The sequence below is a fragment of the Pseudomonas chlororaphis subsp. chlororaphis genome (genome assembly GCF_003945765.1).
Lineage (GTDB): Bacteria > Pseudomonadota > Gammaproteobacteria > Pseudomonadales > Pseudomonadaceae > Aquipseudomonas > Aquipseudomonas chlororaphis.
The window spans coordinates 212,686-228,859 of the sequence record NZ_CP027712.1; the positions used below are offsets into that span (position 1 = coordinate 212,686).

General features: G+C 65.5%; 15 protein-coding genes. All 15 read left to right on the top strand.

From position 1 onward, the window contains the following. The first annotated feature begins 99 nt into the window (after window positions 1-99). The 15 genes from C4K27_RS00890 (at window position 100) to C4K27_RS00960 (ending at window position 16,089) form a co-directional block, all read left to right on the top strand. A complete protein-coding gene (locus tag C4K27_RS00890) occupies window positions 100-345 on the top strand; it encodes a DUF2789 domain-containing protein (protein ID WP_009041599.1) in 246 nt (81 codons plus the stop codon). Between the two features lie 62 nt (window positions 346-407). Further along, the gene (locus C4K27_RS00895; protein WP_081002203.1) at window positions 408-653 is read left to right on the top strand and encodes a type II toxin-antitoxin system prevent-host-death family antitoxin; all 246 of its coding nucleotides are present in this window, start codon (window positions 408-410) and stop codon (window positions 651-653) included. Next, on the top strand, window positions 643-924 hold the full coding sequence (locus tag C4K27_RS00900; protein ID WP_009041601.1) for a type II toxin-antitoxin system RelE family toxin: 282 nt from the start codon (window positions 643-645) through the stop codon (window positions 922-924). The genes C4K27_RS00895 and C4K27_RS00900 overlap by 11 nt, the downstream gene beginning before the upstream one ends. Window positions 925-1,055: 131 nt before the next feature. Further along, the gene (locus C4K27_RS00905) at window positions 1,056-1,484 is read left to right on the top strand and encodes a MarR family winged helix-turn-helix transcriptional regulator (protein ID WP_053259193.1); all 429 of its coding nucleotides are present in this window, start codon (window positions 1,056-1,058) and stop codon (window positions 1,482-1,484) included. Then, window positions 1,481-3,565: an FUSC family protein gene (locus C4K27_RS00910; RefSeq protein ID WP_053259194.1), complete on the top strand. Its 2,085-nt coding sequence runs from the start codon at window positions 1,481-1,483 to the stop codon at window positions 3,563-3,565. The genes C4K27_RS00905 and C4K27_RS00910 overlap by 4 nt, the downstream gene beginning before the upstream one ends. Then, window positions 3,562-3,771: a DUF1656 domain-containing protein gene (locus C4K27_RS00915; protein ID WP_007932080.1), complete on the top strand. Its 210-nt coding sequence runs from the start codon at window positions 3,562-3,564 to the stop codon at window positions 3,769-3,771. Before C4K27_RS00910 ends, C4K27_RS00915 begins: the two co-directional genes overlap by 4 nt. After that, window positions 3,768-4,664 carry an efflux RND transporter periplasmic adaptor subunit gene (locus C4K27_RS00920; RefSeq protein WP_053259195.1) on the top strand — a complete coding sequence of 299 codons (897 nt, stop codon included), beginning with the start codon at window positions 3,768-3,770 and terminating at the stop codon, window positions 4,662-4,664. The genes C4K27_RS00915 and C4K27_RS00920 overlap by 4 nt, the downstream gene beginning before the upstream one ends. After that, on the top strand, window positions 4,661-6,109 hold the full coding sequence (locus tag C4K27_RS00925) for an efflux transporter outer membrane subunit (RefSeq protein WP_053259196.1): 1,449 nt from the start codon (window positions 4,661-4,663) through the stop codon (window positions 6,107-6,109). Before C4K27_RS00920 ends, C4K27_RS00925 begins: the two co-directional genes overlap by 4 nt. 92 nt (window positions 6,110-6,201) lie before the next feature. Further along, the gene (locus C4K27_RS00930; protein WP_037004411.1) at window positions 6,202-6,846 is read left to right on the top strand and encodes an NADH:ubiquinone oxidoreductase subunit N; all 645 of its coding nucleotides are present in this window, start codon (window positions 6,202-6,204) and stop codon (window positions 6,844-6,846) included. A gap of 312 nt (window positions 6,847-7,158) precedes the next feature. After that, entirely contained in the window at window positions 7,159-8,667 is a 1,509-nt protein-coding gene (locus tag C4K27_RS00935) for a YdgA family protein (RefSeq protein WP_053259198.1), read from the top strand. A gap of 312 nt (window positions 8,668-8,979) precedes the next feature. Next, on the top strand, window positions 8,980-11,457 hold the full coding sequence (gene pgaA / locus C4K27_RS00940; protein WP_053259199.1) for a poly-beta-1,6 N-acetyl-D-glucosamine export porin PgaA: 2,478 nt from the start codon (window positions 8,980-8,982) through the stop codon (window positions 11,455-11,457). A gap of 12 nt (window positions 11,458-11,469) precedes the next feature. Continuing rightward, window positions 11,470-13,467, top strand: a complete 1,998-nt coding sequence (pgaB, locus tag C4K27_RS00945) for a poly-beta-1,6-N-acetyl-D-glucosamine N-deacetylase PgaB (RefSeq protein WP_053259200.1) — start codon at window positions 11,470-11,472, stop codon at window positions 13,465-13,467. A gap of 3 nt (window positions 13,468-13,470) precedes the next feature. Then, complete coding sequence (gene pgaC / locus C4K27_RS00950) at window positions 13,471-14,820, top strand: poly-beta-1,6-N-acetyl-D-glucosamine synthase (RefSeq protein ID WP_053259201.1); 1,350 nt, start codon at window positions 13,471-13,473, stop codon at window positions 14,818-14,820. Beyond that, window positions 14,820-15,296, top strand: a complete 477-nt coding sequence (pgaD, locus tag C4K27_RS00955) for a poly-beta-1,6-N-acetyl-D-glucosamine biosynthesis protein PgaD (protein WP_053259202.1) — start codon at window positions 14,820-14,822, stop codon at window positions 15,294-15,296. Before pgaC ends, pgaD begins: the two co-directional genes overlap by 1 nt. Before the next feature lie 232 nt (window positions 15,297-15,528). Then, window positions 15,529-16,089: a YbhB/YbcL family Raf kinase inhibitor-like protein gene (locus C4K27_RS00960; RefSeq protein ID WP_007930309.1), complete on the top strand. Its 561-nt coding sequence runs from the start codon at window positions 15,529-15,531 to the stop codon at window positions 16,087-16,089. Window positions 16,090-16,174: the final 85 nt, after the last annotated feature.

Sequence of the window (16,174 nt, forward strand, 5' to 3'; positions counted from 1 at the left end):
CGCTCCTACAAAAATGCTTGTTTTCTGTAGGAGCGAGCTGGCTCGCGATCGACTGCGCAGCAGTGGTTCAACCAACACCCAACCCGTTCAGGAGCCCCCATGGAATCCCCATCCCACAGCCTGCCCGCCCTGTTCAAGCAACTCGGCCTGCCCGACGACCCCGAGGGCATCGACCGTTTCATCGCCACCCATTCGCCGCTCAAGCCAGAACTGCACCTGGCGGATGCCTTCTTCTGGACCAGCAGCCAGGCGGATTTCCTGCGCAACGAGATCCTCGACGACGCCGACTGGGCGGAAGTGGTGGATCAGCTGGATGTGTTGTTGAGGAAGGGGCGGGGTGTTTGAGGCGCGAATTGATGTTGCCATGGAAATAGACCAGAATTAAGACCAAATTAGAGGTCTTAATCATGCAAAGCGTATTGGCTGATAAAGCTGTCAGCGTGTCTGAACTGAAAAAAAATCCTTCGGCTGTCCTGAGCAGCGCACAGGGTGGTCCGGTTGCGGTGCTCAATCACAATCGGGTCATGGGCTATATGGTCCCGGCCGACGTGTTTGAAGCGATGATGGAGCGTCTTGACGATCTTGAACTGGCGGAGATTGTCCGTGCCCGTCGTCACGAGACCCCGGTCCCGGTAAATCTGGATGACTTATAAGCTCCAGTTTCTACCTTCGGCGCGCAAGGAATGGGACAAGCTCGGTCATACCCTACGCGAGCAATTCAAGAAGAAGCTGGCCGAGCGCCTGGAAATGCCACGGGTGCCCGCGGATGCCCTTCACGGCATGGCGGACTGCTACAAGATCAAGCTCAAAGCCTCTGGTTATCGCCTGGTTTACCAAGTGATCGAGGATCAGGTCGTGGTTTCGGTGGTGGCCGTGGGTAAACGTGAACGCAGTGCCGTGTATGAGCGGGCACGAAAGCGCTGAGCCGCTTTCAGTCGCTGGTCGCTAAATTGTTTCAAAACTTGACTGGGTTTAACCCCCTCATGCACCATTGATAGTTAGCAAACTAACAGTGTGCGAACCTTCTTTTGCCCGACTCTCTCGAATCACTCCAGATGAATATCAGCAGTGGCATGGTGGTCGCCGCCCGGCATTGGCGGCGGATCTGCCAGAGCACGCTGGTCAACTATGGAATCTCCGAAGCCTGCGCCGTGCCCCTGCTGATGATCGGGCGCCTGGGCGAGGGCGTGCGTCAGGTGACGGTGGCACAGGCGGCGGGGATGGAAAGCCCGTCCCTGGTGCGCCTGCTGGACCAGCTGTGCAGCGCCGGTTACGCATGCCGTACCGAGGACCCCCACGATCGCCGGGCCAAATGCCTGAGCCTGACCGACACCGGCCGCGAGCTGGTGCAGTCGGTGGAAGCCGAGCTGGTGCGCCTGCGTCGCGAGGTGCTGGAAGGCATCACACCCGCGGACCTTGAGGCGGCGCTGAAGGTGATCCGCGCCTTCGAGTCGGCTGCCCAGCCACCGGCGGTGCCTTCTTGAGCGGATTCTTTACCGGCGTGCCGCCGGCGCGCGACTGGTTCTACGGTGTGCGCACCTTTGCCGCGTCGATGATTGCGCTGTACATCGCCATGCTCATGCAGATGCCGCGTCCGTACTGGGCGATGGCCACGGTCTACATCGTCTCCAGCCCGTTCGTCGGGCCCACCAGTTCCAAGGCGCTGTACCGTGCGATCGGTACCTTGCTCGGTGCCTCGGCGGCGGTGCTGTTCGTGCCGATGTTCGTGCAGAGCCCCTACCTGTTGGTGGTGATCATCGCCCTGTGGACCGGGATCCTGCTGTTCCTCTCCCTGCACCTGCGCACCGCCAACAGCTACGCGCTGATGCTGGCCGGCTACAGCCTGCCGCTGATCGCCCTGCCGGTGGTGGATAACCCGCTGGGGGTGTGGGACGTGGCGGAGGCCCGCACCGAGGAGATCTTCCTCGGCATCGTCTGCGCGGCCGTGATCGGCAGTATGTTCTGGCCGCGGCGGCTGGCGCCGGTGTTCGTCGATTCGGCGGGCAAATGGTTCGCCGATGCCGCCACCTACAGCCAGCGCTTTCTCAGCCGCAACGTGCAGCCCGAAGAAGTCAGCGCCTTGCGCGCGTCCATGGTCGCCACCTTCAACAGCCTGGAGCTGATGATCGGCCAGTTGCCCCATGAGGGCGCGCGCCCGCAGACCGTGCGCAATACCAAGGAACTGCGCGGGCGCATGATCCACCTGCTGCCCGTGGTGGACGCCCTGGGCGATGCCCTGTACGCCCTGGAACGACGTACCCCGGAGCTGGTGGAGCAGTTCGCGCCGCTGCTGGCCCAGGCCGGGCAATGGCTGGAAAGCACCGCCCAGGGCGCCTCGGTCGAGCGCTGGCAGGCCCTGCGCGGCCAGCTCGAAGCGCTGCAACCGGACGCCGAAGCCCTCGACGACCGACGCCAGCTGCTGTTTTCCAACGCCCTGTACCGCCTCGGCGAATGGATCGATTTGTGGCAGGACTGCCGCAGCCTGCAACACGCCATTCAATGCGAAAGTCAGGACATCTGGCGCGCGGTCTATCGCCACTGGCGCCTGGGCCGCCTGACGCCGTTCCTCGACCGCGGGCTGATGCTGTATTCGGTGGCCTCCACTGTCCTGGCGATCATCGTCGCCTCGGTGCTGTGGATTCTCCTGGGCTGGACCGACGGCGGCAGCGCGGTGATCCTCGCGGCGGTGGCCTGCAGCTTCTTCGCCTCGATGGACGACCCGGCGCCGCAGATCTACCGGTTCTTCTTCTGGACCGCGATGTCGGTGCTGTTCGCCAGCCTCTACCTGTTCCTGATCCTGCCCAACCTGCACGATTTCCCGATGCTGGTGCTGGCCTTCGCCGTGCCGTTCATCTGCGTCGGCACCCTCACGGTGCAGCCGCGCTTTTACCTGGGCATGCTGCTGACCATCGTCAACACCTCGTCCTTCATCAGCATCCAGGGCGCCTACGACGCCGACTTCCTGAGCTTCGCCAACTCCAACCTGGCCGGGCCCATGGGTCTGCTGTTTGCCTTTGTCTGGACCCTGGTCGCCCGGCCGTTTGGCTCGGAACTGGCAGCCAAGCGCATGACCCGCTTCAGTTGGCAGGACATCGTCGGCATGACCGAGCCCGCCAACCTGGCCGAACACCGCCATCTGGGGGTGCAGATGCTCGACCGCCTGATGCAGCACCTGCCGCGGCTGGCCATGACCGGCCAGGACACCGGCGGCGCCCTGCGCGAAGTGCGCGTCGGCCTGAACCTGCTGGACCTGCTGGCCTATGCGCCGCGGGCCCAGGGCAACGCGCAGGTGCTGTTGCGCCAGGTGGTGGCCGAGGTCGGCACCTACTTCAAGGCTTGCCTCAAGGCCGGCGAACGCCTGCCGGCGCCGAGCGGCCTGCTGATGACCCTGGACCGCGCCCGTCGCACCCTGGATGCCCACAGCCAGGACGACCGTGAAACCCGTTTGCATCTGCTGCATGCCCTCAGCGGCCTGCGCCTGGCCCTGCTGCCCGGTGTGGAGTTCGTCGGCGGTGGCGAGCTTGAGGAACCGCTGCCCCATGGCATCGATGGAGCGCCTTTATGATCGGTGATCTGGATATCAGCGGGGTATTCCTGCCCACGCTGCTGGTGCTGATGGGCCTTACCTATGGCTTGTACCTGGTGGTCCACGGGCTGCTGACGCGCCTGCATTTTTATCGCCTGGTCTGGCACCGGGCTTTGTTCAACGTTGGTCTGTACGCTTTGCTGCTCGGCGCCGTGGACTCACTCAGTCGATACCTGATGACATGAAAAAACCTTTATTGACCATTGGCCGTGTGGTCCTGACGTTGCTGGTGGTGAGCTTCGCGGTCGTGGTGGTCTGGCGCATGGTGATGTACTACATGTTCGCGCCCTGGACCCGGGACGGGCATATCCGCGCCGACATCGTGCAGATCGCCCCGGACGTTTCCGGGCTGATCCAGCAGGTGCAGGTGCGCGACAACCAACTGGTCAAGCGCGGCCAGGTGCTGTTCAGCATCGACCAGGACCGCTTCAGCCTGGCCCTGCGCCAGGCCAAGGCGTCCCTGGCCGACCGCCAGGAAACCCTGGCCCAGGCCCAGCGCGAGGCCAGGCGCAACCTCGGCCTGGGCAACCTGGTGCCGCGCGAGCAGCTGGAAGAAAGCCAGTCCCGCGTGGCCCGTGCCCAGTCGGCCCTGGCCGAGGCCCAGGTGGCGGTGGACAGCGCCCAGCTGAACCTTGACCGTTCGGTGATCCGCAGCCCGGTGGACGGCTATGTCAACGACCGCGCGCCACGCACCCAGGAATTCGTCACCGCCGGGCGCCCGGTGTTGTCGGTGGTGGACAGCAATTCCTTCCATATCGACGGTTATTTCGAAGAAACCAAGCTCGACGGCATTCATATCGGCCAGAGCGTCGATATCCGCGTGGTCGGCGATCGCGCGCGGCTGCGCGGGCATGTCGAAAGCATCGTCGCCGGCATCGAGGACCGCGACCGCAGCAGCGGCTCCAACCTGCTGCCCAACGTCAACCCGGCCTTCAGCTGGGTGCGCCTGGCCCAGCGGATTCCGGTGCGCATTGCCTTCGATGAGGTGCCGGAAGACTTCCGCATGATCGCCGGGCGCACCGCTACCGTGTCGATCATCGACGATCAGGCGCAAAGCCGGTCGGAGCCGGGGCAATGAACAGCGGCCTGCGTTTAGCCACGGCCGGCCTGGGCCTGCTGCTATCGGCCTGCCAGATGGTCGGCCCGGACTACCACCTGCCGGACGACGCGGCGCTGCATCGCGGCGATTTACAGGGCGAGCTGGCCGGATCGAGCGACAAGGTGGTCTCGGCGCCGGTCCCGGCAGACTGGTGGCGCTTGTACCAGGACCCGCGCCTGGACCAGCTGGTGCAGCAGGCCATGGCCTCCAACACCGACCTGCGGGTCGCGGCGGCCAACCTGGCGCGGGCCCGCGCCCAGGTCGACGAGGCCCAGGCGGCCGGCGGCTGGAGCGGCGGGGTCAAGGCCGGGGTCGAGCGCTTGCAGGAGTCCGGCGAAGCCTTCCTGCTGCCGGAGAAAGTGCCGGTGGCCAACGTCGGTAACCTGTCCGTCAGCACCTCTTATCAGTTCGACCTGTTCGGCACCCTGCAGCGCGGCATTGAGGCCGCCCAGGCCAACGCCGATGCCACCCAGGCCGCGGCCGATACCGCGCGCATCACCCTGGTGGCCGACGTGGTGCGGGCTTACACCCAGGTTTGCGCGGCCAATGAAGAGCGCGAGATCGCCGAGCACTCCCTGGACCTGCAGGCCCAGAGCACCGCGCTGATCCAGCGCCTGCGCGACGCCGGGCGTGGCGACGAGACCCAGGTCACCCGGTCGCAGACCCAGTTCAAGTCCCTGCGCGCCGAACTGCCGCGCTATGAAGCGGCGCGCCAGGCCGGCCTGTTCCGCTTGTCGATGCTCCTGGCCAAGCCGCTGAACCAGTTGCCGGCCGGCACCGACAGCTGCGCCGAGCTGCCGCACATTGCGCAATTATTGCCGGTGGGTGACGGCGCGACCCTGCTCAAGCGCCGCCCCGACGTGCGCCAGGCCGAACGTCGCCTGGCCGCGGCCACCGCCGATATCGGCGTCGCCACCGGCGCGCTGTACCCGGACATCAGCATTGGTGCGACCGTCGGCACCGTGGGCATCGTCGACAACCTCGGCAAACCCTCCACCAACCGCTGGGGCTTCGGCCCGCTGATCAGCTGGACGGTACCGGCCAACGGCGCCCGCGAACGCATTCACCAGGCTGAAGCCGCCAGCCAGGGCGCCCTGGCGCATTTCGACGGGGTGGTGCTCAACGCCATCCGCGAAACCCAGACCGGCCTGGCCCAATACAGTGCCCAGTTGCAGCGTCGCGACGCCCTGGCCGAGGCCGAGCAGTCGGCGCGGCAGGCCGCCGACCAGACCCATCGCTTCTTCCAGGCTGGCCGCGAGTCGTTCCTCGCCGACCTGCAGGCGACCCGCACCTATACCGACGTACGGGCCCAGCTGGCCGCGGCCAACACCCAAGTGGCGATGAGTCAGATCGACCTGTTCCTGGCCCTGGGCGGTGGCTGGGAAAGCGGACGAACGCAAGCCTCGAACCCCGCCAAACCCTGAGGCCGTTGCTATGCTTTGAACAGTTGGCTGAGCACCTTGCGTCCAGTGCTCGGCCAGCGGTCAGGCACGTGATGGTCATGGGGATTCCAATAATGAAAAACCCTTATGCTCTCGGCTTCTGGTGCGCCATCGTCGCACTGGTGCTGCTTTCTGCGACTTATTTCTACGGTGTCATGCTGGCGCACCAGATCGACAAGGCCATGATCTTTCTCGACAGCGCCAGCGCGCTGATTGCGGTGAGCGCCATCGTCTTCGTGGCCTGGACGTCGTTCCAGACCCAGAAAATCAAGAAAAGGCAGCTGGAGCAGGGCAAGACCCTGGTCGCGATCTGGGACACCAAAGTCGCGCTGCGCCGGGTCGAGACGGTGTTCGACCGTTACTTCTGGGGCAGTTATTGGCAGCCGGGGCGGACCTTCCAGGAAGTCATGGGCGAGTTGACCGGCACCCCCCTGGAAAAAAGCCTCGAAGCCCTGAAAAAACAGTGCGTATTACTGGATAAACAGGCCGCCGACGGTCGCCACTGGCTGAACAATGCCCGCGAACTGTCCGATGTCGCCGCCGCCATGGCCCGCGAACGCTATCAACTGGACTTCTGCGACCCGCGTTCGGAAACCCCGGGCGGCGCGGTGATCAACCGCGATTTCGAAGTGCTGGTCTACACCTGGACCGCGCGCCTGAAAAGCTTCGATCACCAGCTCGACGCGCTGGAGGTCGAATACTCCGAACACGCCACGTAGCCATGTAGCCGCTGCCGAGCCCGCGAGGCTGCGACCGGTTGCGCAGCAATCGCAAAACCTGAATCCGCGATCTGCCTGGATAAACGCATTGGCTGGCTTGGCGACGGCTGCGCCGCCGATCGCAGGCTGCGCCAGCGGCTACAGGCTGTGTTTCCCGCTTCCCCTGTTCACGACTTTTCACATGGAAAGGTTGGGCCGCCTGGCTTGGCCGGTGCTAATCTTCGGCAGTTTTACGCACAGTCGAGCCACAACCCGTGCCGGGTTCAGGGAAGACGACCACACATTTCAACAACGGATCGATCGGGTCAAATAATGAATAAATCAGCAGGCGTACTGTTAGGAATCGTCGTCGCGGTGGGCGCTATCAGTGCCGGCGGCGCCTGGTATACCGGGACCAAGCTGGAAGGGGTGCTGCAAACCTCTATCGCCGACGCCAACAAGGAACTCCAGGCCGCCATGGTCGGTTCCAACGGTACCGCCAGCCTGGAGCTGGTATCGCTGGAGCGCAACCTGTTCAGCAGCACCGCGCGCTACCGCCTCAAGGGCCAGGGCGAGATGTTCGGCGACAGCGCCGAGGGCGTCGAGCTGGTGTTCGTCGACCGCATCGAACACGGCCCGCTGCCGTTCTCGCGCCTGATGACCCTGAAATGGCTGCCGGTCATGGCCACCAGTCACTACGAGCTGGAAAAGAACGCCCTGACCGAGAAATGGTTCGCCGCCACCAAGGATGTTTCCCCGCTCAAGGGCGTGGTCAACCTGGGTTACGACCGTTCCGCCACCGGCAACCTGGAGTTGCTGCCGCTGGAGACGGCCCTGGACGACAAGTCGACCCTCAAGTTCTCCGGCCTGAAGCTGGACCTCTCGACCAGCGCCCAAGCGCAGAAGGTCAAGGCTGAAGGCTACATGGACAGCCTCAAGCTCAACAGCGTCGCCGAAGACCAGACGCCGGTGCAGGTCGAGCTCAACGGCCTGACCCTGGCCAGCAACCTGACCAAGAGCAACTATGGCTTCTACGTCGGAGACAACACCCTGGAGCTGACCAGCACCAAGGCCACGTTCGGCGAGAAACAGTCGGTGCTCAGCTTCAAGAATTCGCAGATCAAGAGCGCCACCGACGAGAAGGGCGCCCACCTGGCCGGCCGTGCCGACTACAAGATTGGCGAAGTCGCCCTCAACGGCAAAGCCGTCGGTTCGGCGCAAATGGCCTGGAGCATGAAGAACCTCGACATCGCCTCTGGCATGTCGCTGATGCAGGTCTACCAGAACAAGCTGCAACCCTACGAAGACGCCGTCGCCGCGGCTGAAGCCGCCGGGGAGCCAGCGCCCGAGCTGAACCTGAGCGAAGCCGAGCAGGCCCAGGTCAAGGCTGACCTGGACAAGCTGCTGGCCGCCCAGCCGCATATCGCCCTGGAAAACCTCTCGTTCAAGACCACCAACGGCGAAAGCCGCCTGAGCCTGGTGGTGGACCTGAACAAGCCGCAATCCATGGAGCTGCCGCCGGCCGAACTGAGCAAGCAACTGCTCACCCAGCTGGACCTGAACCTGCTGCTGTCCAAGCCGATGATCGCCGACATGGCATCAGTGCAGGCGCAGCTGGACGGCGTGACCGACGCCAAGGCGATCGCCGACCAGGGCAGCATGGCCGCCGACATGGTCAGCGGCATGGCGCTGGGTACCCAGCTGGCCAAGCTGGAAGGCAACGACATCGTCTCCAAGGTGCGCTACGCCAATAACGAAGTGGACTTCAACGGCCAGAAAATGACGCCTGAGCAGTTCGTCGGTTTTGTCATGAGCAAACTGGGCCCTGTCACCATCCAGTAAGCCTCGAAAACCCCTCCACGGGGTTTTCAGCCAGAAACGCCCGGCCTCTGTACCACGGAGCTGCCGGGCGTTTTTTTGCCTGCATCCGGCTGGAGAATCCCCGCCCAGAGCCTCCTCGAACATGGCTACAGGCCACGTCGTTCGCGGATTCGCGCAGAAACGAATCTGAAGAAATATTGCATTTGCGCATCCGCATCAGCCTTGCGTGGAAGACTCCGCCCCAATCTGGCCGAGTCATCTGATTCGGCTTCCTGGCACGTATCAGGCGGGGGGACACAAGACCCCGGCTAGCCATGTAAGGATGCTGAAGAAATGCCGTTCATTGTTCATCCTGTTCGCCTTTATGGTTTGCGACCGCTGCTGCGCCTGACGTTATGCAGCCAATTGCTGTGGCCGACCCTGGCCCTCGCCGACCCGGCCTACGACCGCCTGATTCTCGACGCCCGCGCTGGCAGCTATGCACCAGCCCTGAGCCATTTGCGCCAGGTGCCGGCCGAACGGCTGAGCACCGGGCTGGTCAGCGATCACCTGCAGATCGCCAGCTGGGCCGGCCTCGACGCTGAAGTCGTGAATGTCTATGAAACCCAGGCCCATGGCCGGGTGCTGCCGATCCAGGCGCTGACGGCCACCGCCCGGGCCTACCGCAATCTGCAGCGCTGGGACTCGGCGATCCAGGTGTACCGCCTGGCCCTCGAACGCGACCCGCGTAACCCCGACCTGCAACTGGGACTGGCCCTGACCCAGGCCGACGCCGGCAAGCCGGAGGAGGCCGTGCGCCGTGCCCGCGAGCTGGTGGCGGCCAAGCCCGACGACGCCACCCGCCGCCTGGCCCTGGGCTACGCCCTGACCCGCGCCGGTTCGCCGTATGACGCGCTGTTCGAGTTCGACCAGGCGTTCGTCCGCGCCGGCACCCGGCCGGAAGTCGCCCGCGAATACGTGTTCGCCCTGCAACGGGCCCGCCTGCCGGAGCCGGCCCTGCGCCTGGCCCGCCAGCGCCCGGGGCTGATCGATCCCGTCATAGAACGTCGTCTGCAAGGCGACCTGGCCGCCGAGCGCGTGCGCCTGGCCGAACTGGCGACCCGCAGCGAGAAAGAGCGCTATGTCATCGCCGACCGTGCCCTGGCCGATTACGATCAACTGCTCGCCACCTGGACCCCGGACCCGGCGGCCAGGGACGACGTGACCCGCTGGCGCATCGACCGCATGGGCGCGCTCAAGGCCCGGGCGCGTACCGCCCAGGTGATTGACCAGTACCACACGCTGACCGCCGAAGACGTGGCCATCCCCACCTACGCCCGGCGTTGGGTGGCGGCCGCCTATCTGGACCAGCGCCAGCCGGAGATCGCCAGCGACCTCTATCGCCAGGTGCTGGCGGCGCCGGATGCCGATGTCAGCGACCGCGTCGAAGACAGCACCGCGCTGTATTACGCCTTGCTGGAAAGCGACCGCCCGCAGGAAGCGCAACAGGTCGCCGACGACCTGGCCAGGAACCAGAAGCCGCGGGTCGAGCTCAAGGGCTTGCCGGTGGGCAACCCCAACGATGAATGGATGGACGCCCAGCAGCTCGCCGCGCAGTCCGGCACCTACAGCGCCGACCTGCCGGGCAGCGAGCAGCGCCTGGCCAGCCTGGTGGACCAGGCGCCGGGCAATATCGGCCTGCGCGTGGCCCAGGCCAACCTGTACCAGGCCCGGGACTGGCCGCGGCGCGCCGAGGGCCTGCTCAAGGAAACCGAGAGCATGGCGCCGCGCGATGTCGGCCTCGAGGTTGCCCAGGGCCACACCGCCCAGGACCTGCAGGAATGGCGTCAGCTCGATGCCCTGACCGACGACGTGGTGCAGCGTTATCCCGACAACCGTCAGGTGCAGCGCCTGGCCCGCCAGCGCCAAGTGCACGACATGGCCGAGCTGCGGGTCGAGACCTATGGCGGCAAGAGCTACGGCGGTGGCAACAGCGGCGCCGGCGCGGTTTCCGGGAGCAAGGATTTCGGCATCGAGACGGTGCTCTACAGCCCGCCGATCAATGAAGACTGGCGCCTGTTCGGCGGCCTCGGCTATGCCACCGGCGACTTCCAGGAAGGCACCGGGCACCACCGCTGGCAGCGGATCGGCGTGGAGCGCCGGACCCGCGACATGACCCTGGAGGCGGAAGTCTCCAACCACTCCTACGGCTTCGACGACAAGCAGGGCGCGCGGCTGTCCCTGGCCCGCGACATCGACGATCACTGGCAGTACGGCGCCAGCCTGGAATACCTCTCGGCCAACACGCCGCTGCGGGCGCTCAACAGCAACATCTACGCCAATGGCGGCAGCGGCTTCGTGCGCTGGCGGGCCAACGAGAGCCGGGAATGGCGGCTGGCCCTGAGCCCCTCGCATTTCAGCGATGGCAACAACCGTTTCGAAGCGGTGCTCACCGGTCGCGAGGGCGTCTATGCCACGCCCCACGTACAGGTCGACCTGGGCCTGGAAGTCGGCGCCAGCCGCAACAGCAAGGAAGACACGCCCTACTTCAACCCCAAGTCGGACTTCACGGTCCTGCCGACGGTGAACGTCAACCACGTGCTCTATCACCGCTACGAAACCTCCTGGAGCCAGCAGTTCCAGGTGGGCGCCGGTACCTACAGCCAGCGCGATTACTCCACCGGGGCGATCGGCCTGCTCAGCTATGGCCAGCGCGTGACCTGGAACGACGTGTTCGAAGCCGGCGCCGCCCTGAGCGTGCTCAACCGGCCTTATGACGGCGACCGGGAAACCGACCTGCGCCTGCTCCTCGACCTTACCTACCGCTTCTAGAAGAGTCCGAAGATGCCTCCGATGACCCGTTGCATCCTCCTGCTGGGAGCCCTGATTCTCAGCGCCTGCGCCCAGCCCGCCGCGGATTTCCTGGCGCCGGCGCAACGCCCGGTGCCCGCCAGCGAAACCCCGTGGCCGAAAAACCACGTGCTGGGCATTGCCTACCACGACGTCGAAGACCGCGACCCCGACCAGGCGGTGGTGGCCGTGCGCACTGAACGCCTGATCGAACAGCTGGCCTGGCTGCGCGAGAACGGCTACCAGCCGGTCACCGTGGACCAGATCATGGCGGCGCGCAAAGGCGGCCCCGAGCTGCCGGCCAAGGCCGTGCTGCTGAGCTTCGACGACGGTTACGCGAGCTTCTACACCCGCGTGTTGCCGGTGCTGCGCAGCTACAACTGGCATGCCCTGCTGGCGCCGGTGGGGGCGTGGGTCGATACCCCGCTGAACCAGCCGGTGGATTTTGCCGGCACCCCGCGCAAGCGCTCGGACTTCCTGACCTGGGAGCAGGTCCGCGAGATCTCCCGTTCCGGCCTGGTGGAAATCGCCGCCCACACCGATGCCAACCACAAGGGCGTGCTGGCCAACCCCCAGGGCAACCTGCAACCGGCCGCCGCCACCCGGCGCTATGACGCCAACACCGGGCGCTATGAAAGCGAAGCCGAATTCGAGGCGCGCCTGCGCAGCGACGTGGCGGCGATCTCGAAAAAAATCCGCGCCGCCACCGGCTACAACCCACGGGTCTGGGTCTGGCCTTATGGCGCCGCCGATGGCACCGCGCTGCGGGTGGTGGGCGAGGAGGGCTACGACATGGCCCTGACCCTCGACGACGGCCTCGATGCCCTCGACAACCTGATGAGCAGCCCGCGCTTCCTGGTGTCCTCGGACCCGGACGCCATCCACTTCTCCAACAGCATCGTCGGCGTCGAGGCCAGCAACCCGATGCGCGTGGCCCATGTCGACCTGGACAACGTCTACGACCCGGACCCGCAGCAGCAGGAAATCAACCTCGGCAAGCTGGTCCAGCGCATGGCCGACCTGGGCGTCAACACCGTGTTCCTGCAAGCCTTCGCCGACCCCAAGGGCGATGGCCTGGTGCACTCGCTGTACTTCGCCAACCGCCACCTGCCGGTGCGCGCCGATATCTTCGACCGGGTCGCCTGGCAACTGCGCACCCGGGCCAACGTCAAGGTGTTCGCCTGGATGCCGGTGCTGAGTTTCGCCCTCGACCCGAGCCTGCCACGCGTGACCCGCTGGGACCCGGAAACCGGCCAGGTTGCGGTCGACCCCGACCAGTACCGGCGCCTGTCGCCGTTCGACCCGAAGGTGCGGCGCATCATCGGTGAGATCTACGAAGACGTGGCGCGCCTGACCTCGGTGGACGGCATCCTCTACCACGACGACGCGGTGTTCTCCGACTTCGAAGACGCCAGCCCCGCAGCCCTGCGCGCCTATGTCGCCAACGGCCTGCCCGGTTCGATCGCCGCCTTGCGCGCCGATCCGGCGACCCTGCAGCGCTGGACCCGCTTCAAGAGCCGCTACCTGATCGACTTCACCCATGAGCTGACCGCCAAGGTCAAGGCGATCCGCGGGCCGCAGGTGCTGACCGCGCGCAACCTGTTCGCCGAGCCGATGCTCAACCCGCAGAGCGAAGCCTGGTTCGCCCAGAACCTCGACGACTTCCTCGCCAATTACGACTGGACCGCGCCGATGGCCATGCCGTTGATGGAGGGCCAGCCGCGCAAGGCTTCCGGCGCCTGGCTGGAGCAACTGGTGGCCACGGTCAAGGCACGCCCCGGCGCGCTCAACCGTACCGTCTTCGAACTGCAGGCCCGGGACTGGGCGCAAAAACCGGCGAGCGATATCGACGCCGCGCAGATGGCCGACTGGATGGGCCGGCTCAAGCGCCAGGGCGCGACCAGCTTCGGCTACTACCCGGATAACTTTCTCGAGAACTCGCCGGACCTGAAGACCATCCGTCCCGCGCTCTCCACCAAGTGGAATCCCTAAATCATGTTGGATCGACTGCTAGCCCTGCTCGTCCTGGCGATTGTCCTCGGTGTGCCGCTGGGCCTGATCTTCCTGGTGACCGGCCAGTTCCTGATGGACTTCGTGTTCTTCTACCCGCTGTTCATGTCCGGCCTGTGGATCGCCGGCGGCCTGTACTTCTGGCTGCACTGGGAACGCCACTGGCCCTGGAAGGACGACACCCTGCCGCCGGCGCTGGCGGGCGAGCCGCTGATCAGCATCCTGATCCCTTGCTACAACGAGGGCGACAACGCGGCCGACACCATCCACGCGGCGCTGGCCCAGCACTACCCGAATATCGAAGTTATCGCGATCAACGACGGCTCCAAGGACAACACCGCGCAAGTGCTGGACGCCCTGGCGCTGGAGGATCCGCGGCTGCGGGTGGTGCACCTGGCACAAAACCAGGGCAAGGCCGTGGCCCTGCGCATGGGCGCCGTGGCGGCGCGCAGCGAATACCTGGTGTGTATCGACGGTGACGCGCTGCTGGCGCCGAACACCGCGGCCTACCTGGTGGCGCCGCTGCTGGAGAATGCGCGCCTGGGCGCGGTGACCGGCAACCCGCGCATTCGCACCCGCTCGACCCTGGTGGGCCGGGTCCAGGTAGGCGAGTTCTCCTCGATCATCGGCCTGATCAAGCGCACCCAGCGGGTGTTCGGGCGGATCTTCACGGTCTCCGGGGTGATTGTCGCCTTCCGCCGCTCGGCCCTGCACCGGGTCGGCTACTGGAGCCCGGACATGATCACCGAAGACATCGACATCAGCTGGAAGCTGCAGCTCGATCACTGGAGCATCTTCTACGAGCCACGGGCGCTGTGCTGGATCCTCATGCCGGAAACCCTGCGTGGCCTGTGGAAGCAGCGCCTGCGCTGGGCCCAGGGTGGCGCCGAGGTGCTGTTCAAGAACATCCGCGGGATCTGGCAATGGCGCCACCGCTACCTGTGGCCGCTGCTGTTCGAATACTGCCTGTCCACCGGCTGGGCCTTCACCTTCCTGCTGTCGGTGATCTTCTGGGGCGCCGGCCATTTCATCGTCATGCCCGAGGCCATCGCCGTCGACCGTCTGATGCCGCCGGCCTTCACCGGGCTGGTGCTGGCGATGGTCTGCCTGCTGCAGTTCGCGGTCAGCATCCTGATCGATCGCCGGTATGAAAAGGGTTTGGGCAAGACCATGTTCTGGGTGGTTTGGTACCCCCTGGTGTTCTGGCTCGTCAGCCTGTTCACCACGCTTGTCAGTTTCCCCAAGGTGCTGTTCAGCCAACACCGCAAGCGTGCGCGCTGGGTCAGCCCCGACCGTGGCATCAAGCCGATAGATGATGAAGAGGAGGCTCGCTGATGAAAATCATCAGAACCCGTCAACGCCCATTGCTGGTGATCGTCGATGCGGCGTTCACCGTGCTGGCCTGGATCGGCCTGCTGTACCTGCTGGTACGCGGCCTGTGGCCGCTGATCGACACCCACGACGGCCCCCGTATCGAGGTCGGCGTGCTGGAAGCGCTGGGCACCTTGCAGACCTACCTGTGGGTGGCCCTGCTCAACGCCGCCGTGCTGATCCTCTGGGCGCGCTACCAGCAGCGCAAGAGCAAGGGTTTTGCCCGGCGCCGCCTGCCGTCGCCGGCGCTGGACGACCAGCGCCTGAGCGAAAGCTTCAAGCTCAGTGCCGCCAACTTTGCGCGCATGCGCCAGCCCGGGACCATGACGGTGCACAACGACGAGGAGGGCGGCATCAGCCTTGTCACCACCGGCTTCTTGCGCCTGAGCCCCGAGCGCCAGCCACATCCGCCGTTGCTGGCGGATTCCGTGGAACGCTGATTCGGCTGCTGGTTGAAGGTGGCAGGGTCAGGGCGGCCGGGTAAAAATCCCGGCGGTCGTCGAAAAAAGCCCCGGAGCTGAAAAAAACCGGGGTTTTTTCGTTTACAAGCGGCGGCGGCTCAAGCTCAATCAGCGCCAATATTGCTCAAGCGCAACGCTGCGCCGCGCAGCTATAGTCTCCAGGCTCCTGTTTCCAGGCTCCGATAAACCCATTCGCAGAAGGTGCTCGCGTATGTCCCGTTTTGCCTCTCTCAATACCTGGCTGGCCGCCGGCGCCGTCCTGCTGTGCCTGCAGTTGCCGGCCCAGGCCCAGGAGCGTTTCACCCTGAACGTGCCCGGTGTCTCGGACAACCGCCTGTTCACCCCGGCCAGCGCCAGCGATGCCAAGGGCTGCGGCGGGCATAACCTGTCGCCGGCCCTGGCCTGGACCGCCGGCCCGGAAGGCACCCGCAGCTACGCCATCGTGATGCACGACCCGGACGGCGCCAAAGGCCAGGGTATCGACCACTGGGTGCATTACGGGATCAAGCCCACGACCCGGCAGATCGCCGCGGGCGCGGGGGCCAAGGGCACCCTGGAAGGGCTGGGCGGCACCAACAGCAAAGGCACCACCGGCTACGTCGGTCCTTGCCCGCCGGTGGGCGACAGTGCGCACCACTACATCATCCAGATCTACGCCCTGGAGCTGGCGCCCGACGCCTTGCCGGCCGGTCTGACCCGCGCCCAGCTGCTGGAAAAGATCAACGGCCACGTGCTGCGTAACAGCAGCGTGGTGCGGCGCTACCTGCGCTAAGAAAAAATTTTCCGGGGCTTAACCCGAATCGCCGAGGGGCTTCGTCTGAAGGGGGGAATGGATCAATTTCCCCCGAGGTCAGCCC